Here is a 19,255-nt window from a genome sequence, read left to right as displayed (position 1 = left end):
ATGGTTGCGCCTTGTCAGTGGTAGGCGGCGGCCACGAGGCTGGCCTGCACCGCGTTCTCGGTGGCGTCGGTGGGGAAGCCGGTGGTGATGGCGCCCTCGAAGAACTCGCCCTGGCCGCTGTGGCTGTTGTCGCCGCCGGTGCCCAGCAGCAGCGAGCTCTCGGTCTTCATCGGCGAGTAACCGTTGGGCAGCGCACCCGAGTACGGCGTGGTCAGTCCGCCGCTGGTCGCGTTGCCGTACTTGAGGGTGAAGTTGCTGGTGCCGTTGTTCTTCTCCCACGCGCTGACGAACGGGAAGTGCACGCCGGAGTTGTTGGGATCCTTGTTGGAGCCGGTGTTGGTGTGGTACATCCCGTTCTCCAGGTCGGCCTCGACCCACGGCCCGGTGCCGACGCACGGATTGTTGGCCCAGTCACCGAACCAGCAGGCGGTGCCCCACTCGATCGCGTTCATCGTCGCGTTGCCGGTGTCGGTGTGCGAGTTCTCGCCGCTGCCGTAGTCGAAGCAGCACCACTGGTTCACGTAGTTCGACGACGTGATCATGTAGATGCCCTCGGGGTGGGATCCGGTCGGCGCGTTCTTGGCGTTGTCGACCCGGTAACCGACGCCGGGCGTCACCTTCACGCCGTACGCCTTGTGGCCGCCGACGGTGATCGGCAGGGCCTCGGCGTCCGCGCCCACGTCGGCGCCGTTGGGCCCGGGGCCCTTCCAGAGGCCGCCCCACGAGATCGGCAGGTCGTTGTGATTAGCGGTCTGGTCGTAGATCTTGGTGATGGTGCACGCGGTGTTCGCGCAGAACGAGTCCTGCGTGGCGGCGTTCGCCACGCCGCCGGCGGACAGCGCGCCGACGTTCGTGTACGCCTTGTCCGACGCCCGCTGCACCTGGTAGAGCGGCCCGTTGTAGGACGCGAACAGCGCCCGGGTCGTGCTGTGTGCCCCGATGCACGGCGTACCACCGGCGGCGTAGATGTCACACGCCTGCTGCGTGGGTGGCGGGGTGGTCGGGGGCGGCGTGGTCGGCGCGTCGCTGGTCGGCACCGCGGTCGGCGTCGTCGTGGTCGGCGGCGTGGTCACGGTGCCGGTGCAGGTGACGCCGTTCAGGGTGAACGCGGCTGGGATCGGGTTGCTGCTGTTGTTCCAGGCGCCGTTGAACCCGAAATTCACGCTCCCGCCGGTCGGGATGCCGGCGTTGTAGGCCGCGTTGGTGACCGTGACCGCGGCGCCGGATTGCGTGTAGCTGCCGTTCCACAGCTGCGTCACGGTCTGCCCGGCTCCGAACGTCCAGGACAGCCGCCAGCCGTCGACCGGATCGCCCAGATTGCTGACGCTCACGCCGGCCCCGAAACCGCCGGGCCACTGGGAGCTGATCGTGTAGTCGACGTGGCATCCGGCCGCGGCGTGCGCGGCGGTCGCGGTGACGATTCCGCCCCCGGCCAGGACCGACGCGGCGGCGGCTGCCACCACCCACCGAATTTTCATCAGAACCTCCTTGCGGGACAGGACGAGTCCCGGCGGACAGGCTTCGCGCACGGCGCGACCCGTCCGGTGAGCCGGTGGAGGCACTGGTCCGGGCCGTCAAGCGCCGGGCCTGCCGCGGTGGAACGGCTGCCGCACCGGCAGCCGGCAGCGGCCGCCATGTGTCGCTGAAGTTAACGTTCACAACGTCATACGTCAAACGACACATGTCTATGTCCGCAGCAGGCGCGAACCCACCCCATTCGCGAGCCGCAACGTGAGCCTAGATTGACGATCATCGATGCAAAGGGCCCTATGCGCGGGAGTCATCCAAAGATTCAGCCTTCCAGGCGGAGAAGGACAGCTCCGGTGGGCGGGTAAGCATCCGGCGGGTTCGACGTGCTACGCGCGAGCCCCTCGTGTGTTCCGTCGGTGGCGCTGCGACGGCGGTCACGCCGCGCCACCGACGGGATTCGACCACTAACTACTACTGCAGGAGACCGATGGCCAGGTCCATTGGCCGTTGGTCGAGACGGTAAAGCCGAAGTTGTTGCCGCTGCCGTTGGGTTTGGCCACCATCACGTATTGGCTGGGCCAACTGGCGCTGGTGTTCCACGTGTTGTAGACGACCGATGGGGCCACCATGTTCACCGTCACCGTCCAGTTGCTGGAACCAGCGACCGAGACGTTGAGGTTGTACCAGTTGTTCCCGACCGTGCCGGCCGACAGCGTCGCGGTGCAGCCGCTGCTGCCACCGCCGCCCCCACCGCCACCGCCACCGCCGGTGCCGCGGCTGACGCTGACGTTGGAGTTACCACTTCCGCCACCCCAGGCCTCAGTCGCCATGATCTGGTAATTCATCGTGCCGAGGTTCATGCCGTGGCTGGCCCAGGCGTTGACGAAGTTGGGGAACGTGATGGTTCCACTGGTACGCGGCGAGTTGCGGATCGCGAGGTACTGCCAGAACGTCGCCGTGCCCTGGATGGAGGGTTGATTGACCTGCTGGTGCTTGATGATGGTGTACGTGCCACCGTCGCTGGTCATGGTGCCCATGTTCTGGCCGGAGTAGTTGGGCGAGCCCACGTAGCCGTCGATGACGTAGTACTCGACGAGCGGGTTCGTCGACCAGCCGTAGAGCGACAGCAGGTTGGTGCCGCCGGACGCGTTGAGGCTGCCCGAGTACGACACCGATTGGGAGGTGCTGCCCGGATTCCAGCCGACGCCGGCGACGAAGTCACCGATGCCGCTCCAACTGCTGGAATAGCTGCTGCTCGAGTTCAACGTCATACAGGCTGAGCCTTGGCCCGCGGTCCACATCTGGTAGTAGGTGCCGCCGCTGCTGCTGCTCTGGTTCGAGCAGATCTGGCTGGCCGCGCTCGCCGGGCCGGTCACGGCCAGCGCCGCGGCGGTCAGGACGACCGTACAGGCGCCGGACAGCAGCAGCATGAGCCGGCCGTGTCTACGACTCCGCGGGTGGTCCGGGACTTCGTTCATCAATGCTTCCTCCTCATGAGGACGGGCTGGGAGGTGCTGCGAACCGCCTTCGGCCGGACGAGACCGCCGACGGCTGGGTGCCACATGACGCGGTGGGCTGCCGGTCGTCGCTTGACCGAGCAGCCGGCTCCGAGTCGGGTCGCATCGACGACCTGTCGGCAAAATCGCCGCCCAGTAATGTGTGTCAATTACAGTGCACCTGGGACACGGAACTGTCAATCGACGCCCTTCAGTGGCTCACCCGATCGCCGGGCGACGATGGTCGTCGGAGTGGATAATCGCGATCGGCGGCCCGTCGGCCGAGCGCCGCCGGCCACCTCCAACCCGACGCCGGAGCAGCTAATTGGTCAGCCCGTACGACATCGAGGACGTCTTCCCCACCGATGCGGCGACCGTGCGTCTGCCGCGCCAACAGGCCGGCAGTACCGCGCGGAATCTGGCCGTCACTCTCCTGGCCGACTACACGTTGCGCACCCGAGCCTGGCTGCCGTCGGCGGCGATCGTCGCCCTGCTCGAGGAAGCCGGCATCGGCAGCGCCGCCGCCCGCACGGCCATCAGCCGGCTGTTCCGGAATCAGGTGCTGGAAAGCAGTCGGAACGGGCGTTACAGCTCCTACCGCATGACGACGGCCGCCGCCGCCGACCTGAGCGCGGGCGGCGCCTGGATCGCCGGATTCGGCACCCGGCCCGAGCCATGGGACGGATATTGGACCCTCGTGTCCTTCTCGTTCCCCCAGGATGAGCGCGGCGGGCGACGAGCCCTGCGAACCCAGCTGAGATGGCTGGGCTTCGCGCCCCTGTACGACGCGCTCTGGATCTCGCCGGACGCACCGAACCCGACCGTCAAGCAACGACTGGCGGCCACCACCCTGGGCACCATGACCATGTTCCACGCGCGCCAGGTGGAACTCGCCGCACCCGGCATGCGGGACCCGATCGAGGCGTGGGACGTCGCGAACATCGCGAGTCGCTACCACACCTTCATCCGGCGCTGGCAGCCACTGCTGCCCGAGATCCGCACCGGAACGGTCCTCGGCGCCGCCGCCGTGCGGGCCCGCACCGAGGTCATGGACGCCTACCGGCAGTTCCCCGTCATCGATCCGGAACTGCCGATCGAGCTGCTGCCCGCTCACTGGCCGCGGGCGGAGGCGCGGGAGATCTTCGTCGCCGTCTACGACGGGCTGGCCGCACCGGCCGAGGAACACGTGCGCGCCCTCGTCGCCCGGTTCGACGACGCTCCTCGCCGGGAGATCCGAGCCCACAGCACGGCGGAGTTGGCCGGTTCCTTCGTCCCCTCATGATGGGCGAGATGGCGACAAGCCTGCCGGCCGCACAAGGCGGCGCGGTAGTTCCGAACCCACGCGTCACAATGTGACGACCCTGGTCGTCCTGCAGACATGACGCTCTCCTTCACCCGCCGCGGCGCCGGGGTGCCGCTGATCCTGCTGCACGGCATCGGCTCCGCTCGCCAGGCGTGGGATCCCGTCCTCGACCGGCTCGCCGAACGTTTCGACGTGATCGCCGTCGACCTGCCCGGCTTTGGCGAATCCCCGGAACTGCCCTCGCACGTCGAACCACGGCCGGACGCCATCGCCGCCGCCGTGGCCGCCTTCCTCGACAGCCAGGGCATAGCGACACCGCATGTGGCCGGCAACTCGCTCGGCGGCTGGGTCGCCCTCGAGCTCGCCGCCACCCGCCCGCTCCGGTCGCTGGCCCTGCTCTCCCCGGCCGGCCTGTGGCACGGCCGAACCCCGCTGTACAACCGGATCAGCCTGCGCACCACCCGATGGCTCGCCAAGCGCTTCACCGCGCCGGCGTGCCGCCTCGTCCGGTACCGCGCCGGGCGGATCGCCGTCCTCGGCCAGACCCACGGGCAACCGTCCCTGATCACCGCCGCCTACGCCCGCACCGCCGTACGGGCGATGGCCGGCGGGCCCGGCTTCGACGCGACCATGAAAGCCACCGGGTCGCGCCGCTACCGTGCCGGTCCACCCATCGACGCGCCGGTCACCGTCACCTTCGGCTCGCGTGACCGCCTCCTGCTCCCCCGCCAGTCCCGCCATTTGAACGAACTGCCCCCGGGAACCCGCGTCGCCGAGCTGCCGGGCTGCGGACACGTCCCGATGGCCGACGATCCCGCCGCCGTCGCCGCGCTCATCGTCGCCGCCACCGAGCAATGTCGGGTTTGAGCCAGGGCTTAGACCCGATATTCGTGTCAGTCGGTGACCACCCGCCTTCAGCAGCCGCAGGCGCGAGGCCAGCCAGTCGAGCGACGTTGCCTCCGCGGGATCCGGCAACGCTCCCACCGGCATCCCTCCCCCGTGCGACCCACCATCGCATCGGAGAACACGGGGGAGGTGGACGATGCCTCAGGATCCGTTGATGAAGATCCCGCCGCTCTGGGTCGTGTCGGTGACCGGGGCGTAATTCGCGGTGAAGTAGGCCGACGACAGGCACAGGCCCGAGCCGGAGACCTTGGTGAACTGCTGGTTGGTGAAGGAGATCGAGTTGGTGGCGTTGTCGGCCGTGCCGGAGATGCTGCCAGAGGCCGGGCGGTAGACGCAGGTGATCGAGCCGAGGATCGTGTTGATCACGACCGTCGACTGGATCGAGCCGGAGATCGTCACGGCGTTCGTGGCGCTGTCCTCGCTGACCGTGTAGGGCAGGTTGTTCAACGTGACGCTCCGGACGCCGGTGGTGCCGAACACGTTGGTGGTACAGCCGGTGAAGGTCTGGCTGTCGAGCGTCTCGGTGGCCACGCCGCCCGCGGGCGGGTTGTCGGTGACGGTCGTCGAGAAGGTGGACGCGGAGCACTTCACCCCGCTGGTGCCGGTGGCGGTGGAGTAGAAGGTGGCAGACGTGCCGCTGGCCAGGGCTGCGGCCACGGTGTCGCCCACGGCGGCGTTGCTACCGCCCGCGGCGCCGACCGTGAGCACGGCCCCACTGTCGGCGTAGGCGGCGCCGGAAGCCACCAGGGTCGCGCACAACGTGCTGCCGGCGACGGCCGCGAGGTACAGATATCTGCGCATGGCTTTCTCCTGTTCGGACGGGACTGGTCAGGACGTTAACCAACCGGTAACAATCGGAGAGCTACCTGAAGTGCGCGTCCGGCGACGCCGAGTTGTCATTCCAGTTGGTAGATCCGCGCGTCTTCCGAAGCGGTTCGGCCGTCGCCACGGGGCGCAGATTGGTTTGCCGCAGCAGGCGCCCTTGCGTTACCAGCCGTCTTGACGCCGCATCGCAAGGAGCGCTGCGGGTGCTCGACTGCCGGGGTGGGCTTGGCGACCTTGGCCGCCGGGTTCGCGGCCCCGGTGATGATGCCGTCAGCGACCGCCCGTTCGTACAGGCACCGCAACGCCGAGAATCGCCGACGGATGAAGGATCAGCCGCTGCTGGGTGGGCAGTGCGGCGAGCAGGATCCGGTCTGGCCTGCAGCCGGCAGGCCCGACGCACCTCGACGAGCAACAACAAGACGCCGTGCGGGCCGAGCTCTCGGTGTCCAAGCGAATCGACCATCGTTGTCACATGGCGGGCGGTAGTTGTCACCGCGCCGCCATCGACGCCGAACTGGCCGACCTGGCGACCATCCGCCAAACCCCGACCAAGATCCTCGAAACGAGCTGACCGCATCCGAGCCGGCCGTCATCAGCGGTGACGGAATATCCCCACGCTTGTGGACGACAGCCGGAAAACGTCACACCCGAGCGGTTGACTCGACCCCGCCCAGCGCAGGGGTGGGGGCGGGACGGGGGCTCGGCTGATCAACAGCGGAGCGAGCCACGGGGCCGGGCTGTGCGAGGGTGGCAGTGCCGGCCTGTCGCCTGACGGCGAGCCAGGCTATCCAGCCGGTGCCGACGATGAATCCGAGGGTGAGGATGCGGTAGAGCACGACGGCGGCGATGGCGGTCGCGCTTCCGGCGCCGGTGGCGACCAGGGCGACGATCAGGGCGCTGTCGATGATGCCCAGGCCGCCCGGGACGATCGTGATGCCGCCGGCGGCCATGCCGGCGCAGAAGGCCAGCAGCACCTGGGTTCCGCGCGGCAGGTCGTCGCTGACGGCGCGCAGGCACATCCACAGGGCGGCGGCGTCGAAGAGCCAGTTGAGGACGGAGTGGCCGATGGCCGCCGCGCCGTGCCCGGGGCTCAGGCGGGCGGCGCGCAGCTGGTCGACGAAGCCGCGGACTTGATCGATCCCGTGGTCCCGCGGGCGGCGAAGCAGCCGGTTGACGCGGACCAGCCCGGCGCGGGCCACCGGCTCCAGCCGGTCGGGGTTCGCGGTGATCCAGCGGATGCCGAGGACGAGCAGCACGCCGGCGAGGGTGAGGCCGACGAGCGTACGCCATTGCGGTGTGCCGCCGGCGGCGACCGCGCTCGCGGCGCTGACCAGGGCCAGGCCGGCCGTGGACAGGATGCCGCTGAACGCGATGGCCCAAGTCGCCACGGCGGGCCCGGCACCGAAGCGGCGCATCTGCTGGTAGTTGAGCCTGGTGGAGAAGGCCGCCCCGCCGGGCAGGGTGACGCTCAGCGAGTGGGCGGCGTAGGCGAGCGCGATGTGCCGGCGCAGCGGGGCGCGGACCCCGGCCGAGCGCAGCAGCCGGCGTTGCATCCGGGCGTACGCGCTCATCGCGGCGATCTCCAGGGCGAGGCCGGCCGCGAGCCAGCCGGGCCGGGGCGCACGGATCTGGGCCAGGGCAGCGGTCAGGGACGACCAGCCCAGTGCCAGCTCGACGGCGAGCACAATGACCACGGCGCCCGCGACGATCCGGGGAAGCAAGCGGCGCACGGTTCGGGCTCGCGCGGTACCGGCTCCCCCGTCGGCCGCCGCCGCCACGGTAGCGGAGGCGTCGGCGCCGCTCGCCCGAGCAGCGACGGAGCCGCCGGCTTGGGCCACGCCGGTCGCCGCGGGCCGGGCGGGCTTGGTCCGGGGCGTGGCGGGCATCGCGCGAGTCCCGGTGTGCTTGGCGCAGGGCCCGGCGAGCTTGGTTCGAGGCCCGGCCGACTTGGCGCGAGGTCCGGCGGCGTCACCGCGGAGCCCGGCCGACTTGGCGGGAGGCCCGGCGGCGTCACCGCGGAGCCCGGCCGACTTGGCGGGAGGCCCGGCGGCGTCACCGCGGAGCCCGGCCGACTTGGCGCGAGGTCCGGCGGCGTCACCGCGGAGCCCGGCCAGGTCGATGTGAGGCAGGGCGGCGGCACCGCCGATCCGGGCAAGGTCGGCGCGAGCCAAGGCGGCGGCACCACCGATCCCGGCAAAGTCAGCCAGAGGCCCGGCAGCGTCACCACCGAGCCCCGCAAACCCGGCGCGGTGCCGGGCCGGCTTCGAGCGGTGGCGGGCGAGGTTCGCTCGATGGCGGGCGGGCGCGGGCCGGGGGCCGGCGGATGTGGTGTGGAAACGGCCCGCCAGATGCCACGCGACGCCGGCCAGCGCGGCGCCGGCGATGCCGTCCAGGATGTAGTGGTTGGCGGTCAGCACGACGGTTGCGTCCATGGCCAGGGTGAGCGCGACCGCGGCGACGCGCAGCCGGCGTCGGGCAGCCACCTGGGCGGCGTCCGACCGACCACCATGCCGTACATCGAGCTGCGAGGGTACGCGGCGGTGGCGGTCGTCATGGTGTGCCTCCTGGAAGCCGCCGCGGTGGACACCGCGGCGGCCGGTCAAATGCCGATGTGGTTCGTCAGCCTCGCGATGGCGCCGGCTATCTCGCCGTCCGGCAGGACGGTGCCGGGTTGGACGTGCACGACCCAGTCGATGTCGTGGTCGCCGCTGGCGGGCCGGCGGGCGGAGACCGAGCCGACCACGCGGCCGTCGTGCCACAGCGGAGCGTGGGCCAGCGTGGTGGCGCCGATCCGCTCGCGGGCCAGGCGCAGCAGCCGGTCCGGGGCCGCGGTGCGCAGGACCACGTCGGGCGCCTCCTCGGGTCGCCTGCTGACCAGGCGCAGCTGGGCTCGCCCGGCGTCCCAGCAGGCCTGTTCGACCTGGTCCCAGCCGAGCCGGTACCAGAATCCGGTACCCGGGTTCTGGTAGTGGATGGCGTCCCGGGTGGCGACCAGGCGCCGCCCGGTGTGCATGTCGCGCTCGGTGAGCAGGGCGCGCTCGCCCCTGGCCAGGATGGGCCGGGTCGAGCGGGCCGCTCGGTGGCGGCCCGTTCCGGTCGCGGCGCGGGCGGCGAACACTCCGCGCCATGGAGCCGCTGATACCGACATGGCTGCCTCCTCGGTCGGGCCGGCCGGTCAGTGCCGGACGAAGACCGCGTTGACGGTGAGGGTGTTCTTCATCGAGGCCATGCCCATCTGGTTCCAGGTCAGGCCGTAGTCGGAGCGGTCGATCTCGACCTCCGCCTCGATGCCCACCTCGTCGTCGCCCGAGGCGGTGATCCTGGCGGGGAAGGTCAGCGGCCGGTTGCGGTCGCGGATGCGGAGCTTGCCGGCCACGATCGCCTGGTCGCCGGAGGGGGTGACGCTCTCGACGGTGAAGACGACGTGCGGGTAGGTGTCCGCCTCCAGGAAGTCGGCGGATCGCAGGTGGGTGTCGCGCCGCTTGTTCCGGGTGTCGATGGAGGCCGCGGCGACCAGGAGGCGCCCGCTGACCCGGCCGTCTTCGGACAGCACGCCCTCCCCCGAGACCTCGCCGAAGACGCCCTTGACCGGTGCCAGGCCCCACATGCTCTTGCTCCGCAGCCCGACGGTCGTGCGCCCGGCGTCGAGCCGCCACATCCCGGCCAGCGAGCCGTCGGCCAGCCGCGCCCGCAGCCGCGGCTCCGTCATGCGTACCGACATCGCCATCTCGTCCTCCTCAAATATTTGGTTTGAACATCAGAACTGTTTTGCTTGACGAACCGTATAGACTGCTGGTCAGCGAAGTCAAGGGAGGAACATGGCGGCGGAGACCAACGACACAAAGCACAGCGCGGCGTGCCTGCGGCTCATCCAGCTGCTCCCCCGCATCACCCGCGGCATGCGGCGATCCCAGGACCGCGCCGCACCGGAGACCATCACCCCGCTGGGCCCTCGGCACGTCGCCGCCCTCGAGCAGCTGCGGGCCGGCCCGGTCGTCGTGGGCAGCCTCGCCGCCCGGCTGGGCCTGACCCTCTCCACGGTCAGCGGCGTGCTGGCCGACCTCGACCGGGCGGGCTTCGTCGTGCGCGAGGCCGACGCCGGCGACCGGCGGCGCACCATCGTGCGGATCACCCCGGCCAAGGAGGCCGAGATCCGGCAGTGGCTGGACAGCGCCGCCCAGCCGGTGGCCCGCGTCCTGGATCGGCTCGACCCGGCCGAGCAGGCCACCTTCCTCAAGGCGATGGACATGCTCGAAGCCGAGCTGCGCACCGAGGAGAGATAGCGGGCCGAAACGGCTCCCCGCCGAGGAGACCCGGGTGGCCGCGCGACGCCTGCTAGTCGGCATCCTCAGCTCGAAGCTCATCACGCAAAGCGCCGCCCAGGCGGCGCAGCCGTCGCTGTACGCCGCGACCGTGCCCGGCGTCGACGGCGGCCAGTTCTACGGCCCCGACCGACTCGGCGAACTCCGCGGGCACCCCACACTTCGACGTTCGGACTGCCTGGCCGCCAACGCTCTCGCCGCGGCGCTTTCCCTAGCTTCCGTACCGGGGTCAATCTGCTGCGGGCCCTCTTCCTCGACCCCGCCGAGCGAGAGCTACGAATGGGTTGCCTCGCTGCATAGTTCTCACCCGACAAGCACAGACGTGGAAGGGGGATGGGGAGACGTGCCCGCGAGGGCCCGGCCCCGACTACCGATGCGAGTGATCAGAGTGACCGACGGCCCCGCGTACCAGTGACAGGGCCGCTGCCGTAGTCGAGGCTGCTCCTGTGCCTGGATCAGCTTTCTCCTGGCCGTAGTCGCGCAACGTTTCCGACATCCGGTACCGGGCGGTCTGACCCACGTACTCTGCGGACGGCCGCGCTCGAAATGCCGAACGGCGGCCCGCTGAATCAGTCGGGCCGCCGTTCGCAGAATGGGGATCAGAGCGAGCGGATGTTCTCCGCCTGCAGACCCTTCTGGCCCTGGGCGATGTCGAACTCCACCCGCTGGTTCTCATCGAGGCTGCGGAAGCCGCTCGACGCGATCGCGGAGAAGTGGGCGAAGACGTCCGCGCCACCGCCGTCCTGAGCGATGAAGCCGAAGCCCTTGTCGCCGTTGAACCATTTCACGGTACCTGTAGCCATGTCTGCTCCTTCGCAGGCTGTGGGCTCGCCGTATGCGGACCCTGACGCCGCCGCGTTGATCACCCGCGCCGAACCGACACGACAAACGAAAAAGCGCCTGGCTGGGTTTCAGATAACCCCATCAGGCGCTGGAAACGTCTACGGAAATCAAAACTGCAACAACAGGACCATAGCACAGACGCGTCGTAGTCCCGATCTCCCCGATGTGCGTCCCTGTTGTTCCGGTGCAGCGGTACGCGGATCGGCAGGTTCTCGGGGCGCGGCAGACGGTCCTTCTCGTGCTGGAGAAGGACCGTGCGGCGTCGAGTCAGGCCGCGCCGGTCTGCTGGCGGCTTTGGAGGTTGCGGTTGAGCTGGAGGGCTTCTTCGAGCTGGTCTTCCAGGATGATGATCCGGCAGGCCGCCTCGAGTGCGGTGCCGTGGTCGACCATCTCGCGAGCTCGCGCGGCCAGACGCAGCTGGTAGCGGGAGTAGCGGCGGTGTCCACCGGAGGAGCGGAAGGGGATGATCAGTTTCGCCTCGTCGAGGCGGCGCAGGAAGTCCTGCGACGCGCCCACGATCTCGGCGGCGCGGCCCATGGTGTAGGCGGGGTAATCGTCGTCGTTGAGCATGTCGTCGGGTTGGGCCATACATTCCTCGTCATGAACGAGGGCCCCGGCGCAGAACGCGCCGGGGCCCGGGGTTACGGGTGGATACACCATCTACCGACAGGTTCGTCGGCTTGTCGTTTCCGCACCGTGCCGCCATCAGCGTCGGGTGCGAGGATCGCATAAGCGTGACCGGAGACCACCTCACGTTCGATGGCACTACGGTGTCCACCACAGAACTGCAACTACGTCCTGATGGCGGGCGATCCAACGGTTTCCAGCCCTCCCTTTCCTCTTCTTCCCTTTACCTGCGGTGCTACCCGCCGGTGTCGGAGCCCACGCGACTTCACGGCCCCGCACACGTACGGCGGATCCTTCCTGCATCAGGCGGAGCCCGAACCTGCACCGGCCCTGCCTGCGGTTGCCCTGACCTGGAGTTACGTCAAGGTCTTGTCGTGCACGTGCCATGTTGCGTGCGGTGACTTGGGTCCACCGCAGTTGCCGAGCGAGCCACGAGAAGTTCCGGGCCCTGCGTTGACGCTCGGCATGTTACGTCAGCGTCTTCAACGGATCTCTGTCGTCAACGAGGGAAAGATTACCCAGACCTACCGAGGATGTCTAGTCTCAGCAGACCAGATTTTCTCGGCCGTTGACCATAGCCATCCTGGCCGTGCCGCCGGCCCGCGCCGATGTATGCCCCAGAGGCGGGACCTCGGCTGTCGAGACCGGGCCAAGGTCCGTTGCTCGAACAGTCGGAACCAAAGTCGCGCCACGCGTCCGAGCAAGGCGGCGAGCTGCTCCGACCGCCCGGCAAGCGATCGGCCGGCGATGGTCATGGCGTTATGGCGACGATGCTTGGTAACCACAGTTCGGTGTTCGCGGGCGACGAGTCCCAGCGGTGTTCCGGGCTCCCCCGCAACCTGCGGCGACAGCGGGCGCCCGAGCGCGCCACCGACGGCAACGGGACACCGGGCGTTTGTCGCGGTGGGTCCGGTTGTCCGCTGGTTCAGCGGCGACGGCGTCCGGATCAGGCGGCGCTGCGTTCGCTGGTTGCTCTGCGGCGCAGGTTCGGGTCGAGCAAGGCCGGGGGCACGTAGGCCTGGTCGAGGCGGGTGACGTCGGTGCCGGGCGGGACGGTCTCGTCGATCCTGTCGAGGATGTCGTCGGTGAGCGCTACGCCGATGCCCGTGAGCAGGTCGTCGAGCTGTTCCGCGGTGCGCGCGCCGAGCAGCGTGCTGGTCACGCCCGGGTGGGCGATGGTGAAGGCCATGGCGAGGTGGGTCAGCGGCAGGCCGGCCTCGTCGGCGAGCGGGACGGGAGGACTGTGCCGGATACCACCGCTTCGAGGGGGAGCGCGGGCGCGCGCCGGATGCGCACCGACGCACAGCGCAACGTCGAGTCGCTGCTCGAAGCAGCGAAATCGGTCTTCGCCACGTCTGGCGTCGACGCGCCCGCGAAGGAAATCACCGATCTGGCCGGCGTGGGAGTCCGGAATCAGCCCCCAAGACCTGCTGTACGCGGTCGCAAAACTGTGCGCGCCCCTTCCGGGCGAGGAACCCGACCACGTGCGTCGCATGATCACGCTCATCGTCGATGGACTTCGGGCCGGCGGAATCCAGCGCTGACCCATCCTCTCGTGCCGCGGCCACTCGCCATGCCCAGGGTCCTCGGTACCGGAATATCGGGTATCTGGTGCCATCCTTTGGAGCTATGCTCGCCCGTCCGAGGCATGCGCGGTCTCGATCTCCTGGACCAGGCGCCACGCGGGGGTGCCGGGCCGGGCGATGACGACGACCGGGTCCCCGCGGTCGGTCCACGTCCGCCGGACGAGTTCGAGCGCCCGGTCGACCGCCGCCGCCACGTCGCCGTGGGCGCCCGATCGCAGCCAGGCCCGCAACCCGTGGTTGTGGGCGGCCACGATGCCGGCCGCGATGACGCCGGCCCTGATTCCGCCGTCTGGCAGCGTGGCGAACCGCTGGTCCAGGTAGGAGGCCAGCGCCCGCTCATACCGCCACACCACCGTTTTCTCGTACGTCCTGAGCGCCGTCACCTCGCGGGTCAGCGCGTACCGGCGTACCGAGAATTCGGGGTTCTGCGCGTACATCCGCATGACCAGCCGTGCGGCGTCGCACGCCCGTGCGACCGGGTCCGGATCCTGGGCGCTCTCGCGCAGGTACGCCACCATGCGGGCCAGGGTGCCCTCGTGGTCGGGGAACGCGACCGCTTCCTTGGTCGGGAAGTAGCGGAAGAACGACCGCCGGCCCACACCGGCGCGGACCGCGATGTCGGCAACGGTCGCGCCGTCGTAGCCGCGCTCGGCGAACAGTTCGAAGGCGGCCGACACGAGGGCCGTGCGCGTGGTCTCGCCCTCTAGGCCGTCGTGTTCCTCACTCATAGGCCAGGAATCTACCGGTCCCCTCGACGTATGGCACCAGGAATGTAAATATGGGGTACTGGGTGCCACACTGCGAGAGAGGTAGGCCCGTGTCGTCCTTCGACTACTTCACGCTGTCCGAGGAGCACCGGATGCTCCGCGAAGCCGTCCGCGACCTGGCTAGGGACAGGATCGCGCCGCACGCCGCCGACGTCGACGAGCAGGCCCGCTTCCCCCAGGAGGCGCACGACGCGCTGGTCGCCAACGACCTGCACGCCGTACACGTGCCCGAGGAGTTCGGCGGCGCCGGCGCGGACGCGCTCGCCAGCGTCATCGTGATCGAGGAGGTCGCCCGGGTCTGCGCCTCGTCCTCGCTGATCCCGGCGGTCAACAAGCTCGGCTCGTTGCCGCTCGTCCTGGCCGGTTCCGAGGCGCTGAAGAAGCGGTACCTGGCTCCGCTGGCCGCCGGCGACGCGATGTTCTCCTACTGCCTCTCCGAACCGGGCGCCGGATCGGACGCGGCCGGCATGACCACCCGGGCCGTCCGCGACGGCGACCACTATGTCCTCAACGGCGTCAAACGCTGGATCACCAACGCCGGCGTCTCCGAGTACTACACGGTCATGGCCGTCACCGACCCCAGCCGCAGGTCCGGCGGCATCTCCGCGTTCGTCGTCGAGAAGTCCGACCCCGGCGTCACCTTCGGCGCCCCCGAGAAGAAGCTCGGTATCAAGGGCTCCCCCACCCGCGAGGTCTACCTCGACAACGTCCGCATCCCGGCCGACCGCATGATCGGCGACGAGGGCACCGGCTTCGCCACCGCGATGAGGACCCTCGACCACACCCGCATCACCATCGCCGCCCAAGCGCTCGGCATCGCGCAGGGCGCCCTCGACCACGCCACCGCCTACCTGCGCGAACGAAAGCAGTTCGGTAAACCGCTCGCCGACTTCCAGGGCCTGCAATTCATGGTCGCCGACATGGCCATGAAGATCTCCGCCGCCCGCGCCCTGACCTACCAGGCCGCCGCGGCCTCCGAGCGCGGCGACGCCGACCTCACCTACCAGGGCGCCGCGGCGAAATGCTTCGCCTCCGACGTCGCGATGGAGGTCACCACCGACGCCGTCCAGTTGCTCGGCGGCTACGGCTACAGCCGCGAATACCCCCTGGAGCGCATGATGCGCGACGCCAAGATCACCCAGATCTACGAGGGCACCAACCAGATCCAGCGCGTCGTCATGTCCCGCAGCCTCCTGCGTGCCGCGGACACCGGCAAGCGGAACTGACATCGCGCGCGGTGGCCAGCGACGGGCCGTACCAGATCAGTGGGCGGCCCGGCACGAGCACCGTCCGCCGGCCGGGGAACGCCTCGGGGCCGTCACACGTTGCGCCGATACTGGCCGCCCACCGCGAAGAACGCGTCGGAGATCTGCCCGAGCGAGCAGCACCGGGCCGCGTTCATCAGCTCGGCAAAGAGGTTCTCGCCGGACATCGCGGCCTGCTGCAGCCGGGCCAGCGCGGCCGGCGCCTCGTGCGCGTGCCGGGCGTGGAAGTCGGCCAGCCGGTCGAGCTGAGACTGTTTCTCGGCCTCGGTCGCGCGGGCCAGTTCCAGGCCGGTGGCGGCTTCGGCGCTCGGGCCGAGGAACGTGTTGACCCCGACGATGGGCAGCGTGCCGTCGTGTTTGCGCTGCTCGTAGAGCATGGATTCGTCCTGGATGCGGCCGCGCTGGTAGCCGGTCTCCATGGCGCCGAGGACGCCGCCGCGGTCGGCGAGCCGGTCGAACTCGGCCAGCACCGCCTCCTCGACCAGGTCGGTGAGCAGATCCACGGCGTACGACCCCTGCAGTGCGTTCTCCACCCCGGCCAGGCCCCACTCCGCGTCGATGATCATCTGGATGGCCAGCGCCCGGCGCACCGACTGCGTCGTCGGCGTGGTCACCGCCTCGTCGTACGCGTTGGTGTGCAGGCTGTTGGCGTTGTCGTAGATCGCGCACAACGCCTGCAACGTGGTCCGGATGTCGTTGAAGTCCATCTCCTGGGCGTGCAGCGACCGGCCGGACGTCTGGATGTGGTACTTCAGCTTCTGCGAGCGCTCATCCGCGCCGTAGAGCTCGCGCATCGCGATCGCCCAGATCCGGCGGGCGACCCGTCCGATCACGGTGTACTCGGCGTCCATCCCGTTGGAGAAGAAGAAGGACAGGTTGGGCGCGAAGTCGTTCACGTCCATCCCCCGCGCCCGGTACGCCTCCACATAGGTCAGTCCATTGGCAAGAGTGAACGCGAGCTGACTGATCGGATTCGCGCCCGCCTCGGCGATGTGGTAGCCGCTGATGCTGACCGAGTAGAAGTTGCGCACCCGGTGGGCGATGAACCACTCCTGCATGTCGGCCATGCAGCGCAGCGCGAAATCGGTCGAGAAGATGCACGTGTTCTGGCCCTGGTCCTCCTTGAGGATGTCGGCCTGCACGGTGCCGCGCACGGTCGACAGCGTGCGCGCGACGACCGCCTCGCGGGGCTCGTCCGGGCGTGCCGCGAGCTGCTGGTCGATGGCCGCGTTGAGGAACATGGCCAGGATCGCCGGCGCCGGCCCGTTGATCGTCATGGAGACCGACGTCTTCGGGCCGCAGAGGTCGAAACCGGCGTACAGCTCCCGCATGTCGTCGATGGTCGCGATCGACACCCCGGAGGTGCCGACCTTCCCGTATACGTCGGGGCGGGGATCGGGGTCGCGGCCGTACAGGGTGACCGAGTCGAACGCCGTGGACAGCCGGGTCGCCGGCTGGCCCTCGCTGAGCAGGTGGAAACGCCGGTTGGTGCGGAACGCGTCGCCCTCCCCCGCGAACATCCGCGCCGGCGCTTCACCGGCACGTTTCAGCGGGAAGACACCGGCGGTGAACGGGAACGCGCCCGGCAGGTTCTCCGCCCGCAGGAACCGGACCAGCTCGCCGTCGTCGCCGTCGCGCGGCAACGCGACCCGCGGAATCGTGCTGCCGGACAGCGTCGAGCGGGTCAGCGGCGTACGGATCTCGGTGTCCCGGACCCGGTAGACCAACTCGGCCTGCCGGTACGCCTGCCGGGTCGCCGGCCACCGGTCGAGGCCGTCGCGCACGTCCGCGGCCAGGTCACGCTCGGCCTGCTCGTGCAACCGGGCCACGTCCTCGTCGCCCGGCAGCAGCTCGCGGACGGTCGCCAGATGCTGCCGGCGCCGGGCGATCGCCATCTGGTCCGCGGTGGTCGCGTGATAGGCCCGCACGGCGTCCGCGACCTCCGACAGGTAACGCTCACGTCCGCGCGGCAGCACCGAGGTCAGCCCGGTCGACACCCGTCCGGCCACCGGCGGCAGGACCCCTTCGAAACCCTTCATCCCGTACGCGGTGAGCAGGCTCTTGACGTGGTGGTAGAGCGCGGTCACGCCGTCGTCGGCGAACCGGGCGGCGCTGGTGCCGAACACCGGCATCTCGGCCCACGGCGTCCCGAACGCCTCCCGGTTGCGCACCAGCTGGCGGGCCACGTCCCGCCGGGCGTCCTCGCCGCCGCGACGCTCGAACTTGTTGATCGCCACCACGTCGGCCAGGTCCAGCATGTCGATCTTCTCGAGCTGGCTGGCCGCGCCGAACTCGGGCGTCATGACGTACAGCGAGACCGCCGCGTATTCGGTGATCGCGGCGTCGCCCTGGCCGACGCCGGGCGTCTCCACGATGACCAGGTCGTGGCCGGCCGCCTGGCACGCCGCGATCACCTCGGCCAGGTGCGCCGGGACCGTCCCGTCCGCGCGACGGGTGGCCAGCGAGCGGAAGTAGACGACGCCCGGCGCGATGCTGTTCATCCGGATCCGGTCGCCGAGCAGCGCGCCGTTGCCCCGTCGCCGGGTCGGATCGATGGCGATCACCGCGACCCGCAGCTTGTCCTCGCCGTCGGTGCGCAACCGCCGGACCAGTTCGTCGGTGAGCGACGACTTGCCCGACCCTCCGGTGCCGGTGATGCCGAGTACCGGCACCGGGCGCCGCCCGGCCGCTTCGACGACCGCGGCCGCGAGTTCCGGGTCGGCGCCCGCCTGCAGCACGGTTATCGCCCGCGCCAGCGCCGCCTCGTCGCCCGCGACCAGCGCCGCCAGGTCGACCGGCTGCGCCGACGCGTCGACGTCGCAGTCGCGGACCAGCTCGTTGATCATGCCGGGCAGGCCGAGTCGCTGCCCGTCGGCCGGGCTGAAGATCCGCACCCCGCGCGCGGCGAGCGCGGCGATCTCCTCCGGCACGATCGTGCCGCCCCCGCCGCCGTACACCCGCACGTGCCCAGCGCCGCGCTCGGCCAGCCGATCGACGAGATAGCCGAAGTATTCGACGTGGCCGCCCTGGTAGGACGAGACCGCCACGCCCTGCGCATCCTCCTGCACCGCCGCGGTGACGACCTCCTCGACGCTGCGGTCGTGCCCGAGGTGGATCACCTCGGCGCCCTGCGCCTGCAACAGCCGCCGCATGACGTTGATGGCCGCGTCGTGCCCGTCGAACAAGCTGGCCGCCGTGACGAAACGGACCGGATGCATCGGAACGTGAAGGGTCATGAAGAGATACTAGGCCGTCCTACTGTTGGACGTCCACGCATCTGCGGTCACCACTAGGATGTCGCTCATGCCGTCCGACCCGATCGCCGAGGCCCACCGCCTGTGGGTCGCGCACGGCTGGGCGGACGCCGCCGACGGCATGGCCGCCATCACCTCACTGATGCGTGCCCAGCAGATCGTCCTGGCCCGGGTCGAGGCCGTGCTCAAACCGCACGGCATCACCTTCGCCCGCTATGAAGTCCTGATGCTGCTCTACTTCAGCCGCCGCCACTCGCTGCCCATGACCTTCATCGGCGAACGGCTGCAGGTCCACCCCACCAGCGTCACCAACGCCGTCGACCGCCTTCAGGCCGCCGCCCTGGTCCGCCGCACCCCCCACCCTCACGACCGCCGCTCCACCATCGTCGAGCTGCTCCCCGCCGGCCGCGAAGTCGCCGAGGCCGCCACCGCCGACCTCAACGACCAGGTCTTCGGCGCACCATGGATCAAGCCGGCCGAGATCACCAACCTGATCGAGGTGATCGCCCAGATCCGCCGACAGGCCGGCGACTTCTGAGGTACGCGCCGCATCCGCGACCACGCAGCCCGTCCATACAGGGCTGCCGGAGT

Annotated in this window: 17 protein-coding genes; 6 read left to right on the top strand and 11 right to left on the bottom strand. The window is 69.9% G+C overall.

Translation table 11 applies throughout. The annotated features are described in order from the left end of the window. Positions 1-14 precede the first annotated feature (14 nt). Complete coding sequence (locus tag IH26_RS0103970; RefSeq protein ID WP_030434719.1) at positions 15-1,478, bottom strand: arabinofuranosidase catalytic domain-containing protein; 1,464 nt, start codon at positions 1,476-1,478, stop codon at positions 15-17. A gap of 456 nt (positions 1,479-1,934) precedes the next feature. After that, positions 1,935-2,900: a glycoside hydrolase family 11 protein gene (locus tag IH26_RS0103965; RefSeq protein ID WP_245664900.1), complete on the bottom strand. Its 966-nt coding sequence runs from the start codon at positions 2,898-2,900 to the stop codon at positions 1,935-1,937. A 391-nt stretch (positions 2,901-3,291) separates the two neighbouring features. Here IH26_RS0103965 and IH26_RS0103960 point away from each other — a divergent pair, with 391 nt between their 5' ends. Both IH26_RS0103960 and IH26_RS0103955 read left to right on the top strand, forming a co-directional pair. Next, complete coding sequence (locus IH26_RS0103960; RefSeq protein WP_030434717.1) at positions 3,292-4,248, top strand: PaaX family transcriptional regulator; 957 nt, start codon at positions 3,292-3,294, stop codon at positions 4,246-4,248. A gap of 96 nt (positions 4,249-4,344) precedes the next feature. Then, positions 4,345-5,136: an alpha/beta fold hydrolase gene (locus IH26_RS0103955; protein WP_030434716.1), complete on the top strand. Its 792-nt coding sequence runs from the start codon at positions 4,345-4,347 to the stop codon at positions 5,134-5,136. Between the two features lie 180 nt (positions 5,137-5,316). Here IH26_RS0103955 and IH26_RS0103950 read toward each other — a convergent pair whose 3' ends face one another. Next, the gene (locus tag IH26_RS0103950; RefSeq protein WP_030434715.1) at positions 5,317-5,976 is read right to left on the bottom strand and encodes a hypothetical protein; all 660 of its coding nucleotides are present in this window, start codon (positions 5,974-5,976) and stop codon (positions 5,317-5,319) included. A 367-nt stretch (positions 5,977-6,343) separates the two neighbouring features. Between IH26_RS0103950 and IH26_RS0103945 the strand changes: the two genes are divergently transcribed. Then, the gene (locus IH26_RS0103945) at positions 6,344-6,571 is read left to right on the top strand and encodes a hypothetical protein (protein WP_030434714.1); all 228 of its coding nucleotides are present in this window, start codon (positions 6,344-6,346) and stop codon (positions 6,569-6,571) included. 70 nt (positions 6,572-6,641) lie between these two features. Here IH26_RS0103945 and IH26_RS56995 read toward each other — a convergent pair whose 3' ends face one another. The 3 genes from IH26_RS56995 to IH26_RS0103930 form a co-directional block, all read right to left on the bottom strand. Beyond that, positions 6,642-8,483, bottom strand: coding sequence for a flippase-like domain-containing protein (locus IH26_RS56995; RefSeq protein ID WP_063763638.1), 1,842 nt, complete (start codon positions 8,481-8,483; stop codon positions 6,642-6,644). A 116-nt stretch (positions 8,484-8,599) separates the two neighbouring features. Continuing rightward, positions 8,600-9,148 carry a hypothetical protein gene (locus tag IH26_RS61135; protein WP_169789712.1) on the bottom strand — a complete coding sequence of 183 codons (549 nt, stop codon included), beginning with the start codon at positions 9,146-9,148 and terminating at the stop codon, positions 8,600-8,602. Between the two features lie 27 nt (positions 9,149-9,175). Further along, on the bottom strand, positions 9,176-9,727 hold the full coding sequence (locus tag IH26_RS0103930; RefSeq protein WP_084598597.1) for a YceI family protein: 552 nt from the start codon (positions 9,725-9,727) through the stop codon (positions 9,176-9,178). Positions 9,728-9,818: 91 nt separating this feature from the next. On the opposite strand from IH26_RS0103930, the gene IH26_RS0103925 reads away from it, so the two are divergent. Further along, complete coding sequence (locus tag IH26_RS0103925) at positions 9,819-10,283, top strand: MarR family winged helix-turn-helix transcriptional regulator (protein ID WP_051807432.1); 465 nt, start codon at positions 9,819-9,821, stop codon at positions 10,281-10,283. A gap of 638 nt (positions 10,284-10,921) precedes the next feature. Here the strand turns inward: IH26_RS0103925 and IH26_RS0103920 are convergent. The 4 genes from IH26_RS0103920 to IH26_RS0103905 form a co-directional block, all read right to left on the bottom strand. Next, positions 10,922-11,125 carry a cold-shock protein gene (locus tag IH26_RS0103920; protein ID WP_030434709.1) on the bottom strand — a complete coding sequence of 68 codons (204 nt, stop codon included), beginning with the start codon at positions 11,123-11,125 and terminating at the stop codon, positions 10,922-10,924. 307 nt (positions 11,126-11,432) lie between these two features. After that, positions 11,433-11,753, bottom strand: a complete 321-nt coding sequence (locus IH26_RS0103915; protein ID WP_030434708.1) for a MerR family transcriptional regulator — start codon at positions 11,751-11,753, stop codon at positions 11,433-11,435. Between the two features lie 985 nt (positions 11,754-12,738). Continuing rightward, positions 12,739-13,299 carry an aldo/keto reductase gene (locus IH26_RS62625; protein WP_245664899.1) on the bottom strand — a complete coding sequence of 187 codons (561 nt, stop codon included), beginning with the start codon at positions 13,297-13,299 and terminating at the stop codon, positions 12,739-12,741. A gap of 120 nt (positions 13,300-13,419) precedes the next feature. Then, complete coding sequence (locus IH26_RS0103905) at positions 13,420-14,106, bottom strand: TetR family transcriptional regulator (protein WP_030434706.1); 687 nt, start codon at positions 14,104-14,106, stop codon at positions 13,420-13,422. Positions 14,107-14,195: 89 nt separating this feature from the next. Between IH26_RS0103905 and IH26_RS0103900 the strand changes: the two genes are divergently transcribed. Then, a complete protein-coding gene (locus IH26_RS0103900; RefSeq protein ID WP_030434705.1) occupies positions 14,196-15,371 on the top strand; it encodes an acyl-CoA dehydrogenase in 1,176 nt (391 codons plus the stop codon). Positions 15,372-15,463: 92 nt separating this feature from the next. Here IH26_RS0103900 and icmF read toward each other — a convergent pair whose 3' ends face one another. Then, positions 15,464-18,646, bottom strand: a complete 3,183-nt coding sequence (gene icmF / locus IH26_RS0103895; protein WP_030434704.1) for a fused isobutyryl-CoA mutase/GTPase IcmF — start codon at positions 18,644-18,646, stop codon at positions 15,464-15,466. Positions 18,647-18,713: 67 nt separating this feature from the next. On the opposite strand from icmF, the gene IH26_RS0103890 reads away from it, so the two are divergent. Beyond that, positions 18,714-19,202 (top strand): MarR family winged helix-turn-helix transcriptional regulator, encoded by a 489-nt coding sequence (locus IH26_RS0103890; RefSeq protein ID WP_030434703.1) that lies wholly within the window; start codon positions 18,714-18,716, stop codon positions 19,200-19,202. The last annotated feature ends 53 nt before the right edge of the window (positions 19,203-19,255 follow it).

This window comes from Actinoplanes subtropicus (assembly GCF_000721705.1).
Taxonomy (GTDB): Bacteria; Actinomycetota; Actinomycetes; order Mycobacteriales; family Micromonosporaceae; genus Actinoplanes; species Actinoplanes subtropicus.
The sequence above is the reverse complement of the archived record's forward strand: the minus strand, read 5'-3'. Positions and strand labels throughout refer to the sequence as shown.

Bases quoted from the DNA above. Each gene is read 5' to 3' on its own strand.
- IH26_RS0103955 (WP_030434716.1), top strand. From the start codon at position 4,345: ATGACGCTCTCCTTCACCCGCCGCGGCGCCGGGGTGCCGCTGATCCTG.
- icmF (WP_030434704.1), bottom strand. From the start codon at position 18,646: ATGACCCTTCACGTTCCGATGCATCCGGTCCGTTTCGTCACGGCGGCC.
- IH26_RS0103970 (WP_030434719.1), bottom strand. From the start codon at position 1,478: ATGAAAATTCGGTGGGTGGTGGCAGCCGCCGCCGCGTCGGTCCTGGCC.
- IH26_RS0103965 (WP_245664900.1), bottom strand. From the start codon at position 2,900: ATGCTGCTGCTGTCCGGCGCCTGTACGGTCGTCCTGACCGCCGCGGCG.
- IH26_RS0103925 (WP_051807432.1), top strand. From the start codon at position 9,819: ATGGCGGCGGAGACCAACGACACAAAGCACAGCGCGGCGTGCCTGCGG.
- IH26_RS0103950 (WP_030434715.1), bottom strand. From the start codon at position 5,976: ATGCGCAGATATCTGTACCTCGCGGCCGTCGCCGGCAGCACGTTGTGC.
- IH26_RS0103930 (WP_084598597.1), bottom strand. From the start codon at position 9,727: ATGGCGATGTCGGTACGCATGACGGAGCCGCGGCTGCGGGCGCGGCTG.
- IH26_RS62625 (WP_245664899.1), bottom strand. From the start codon at position 13,299: ATGAGCGTGATCATGCGACGCACGTGGTCGGGTTCCTCGCCCGGAAGG.
- IH26_RS0103915 (WP_030434708.1), bottom strand. From the start codon at position 11,753: ATGGCCCAACCCGACGACATGCTCAACGACGACGATTACCCCGCCTAC.
- IH26_RS61135 (WP_169789712.1), bottom strand. From the start codon at position 9,148: ATGTCGGTATCAGCGGCTCCATGGCGCGGAGTGTTCGCCGCCCGCGCC.
- IH26_RS0103920 (WP_030434709.1), bottom strand. From the start codon at position 11,125: ATGGCTACAGGTACCGTGAAATGGTTCAACGGCGACAAGGGCTTCGGC.
- IH26_RS0103905 (WP_030434706.1), bottom strand. From the start codon at position 14,106: ATGAGTGAGGAACACGACGGCCTAGAGGGCGAGACCACGCGCACGGCC.
- IH26_RS0103890 (WP_030434703.1), top strand. From the start codon at position 18,714: ATGCCGTCCGACCCGATCGCCGAGGCCCACCGCCTGTGGGTCGCGCAC.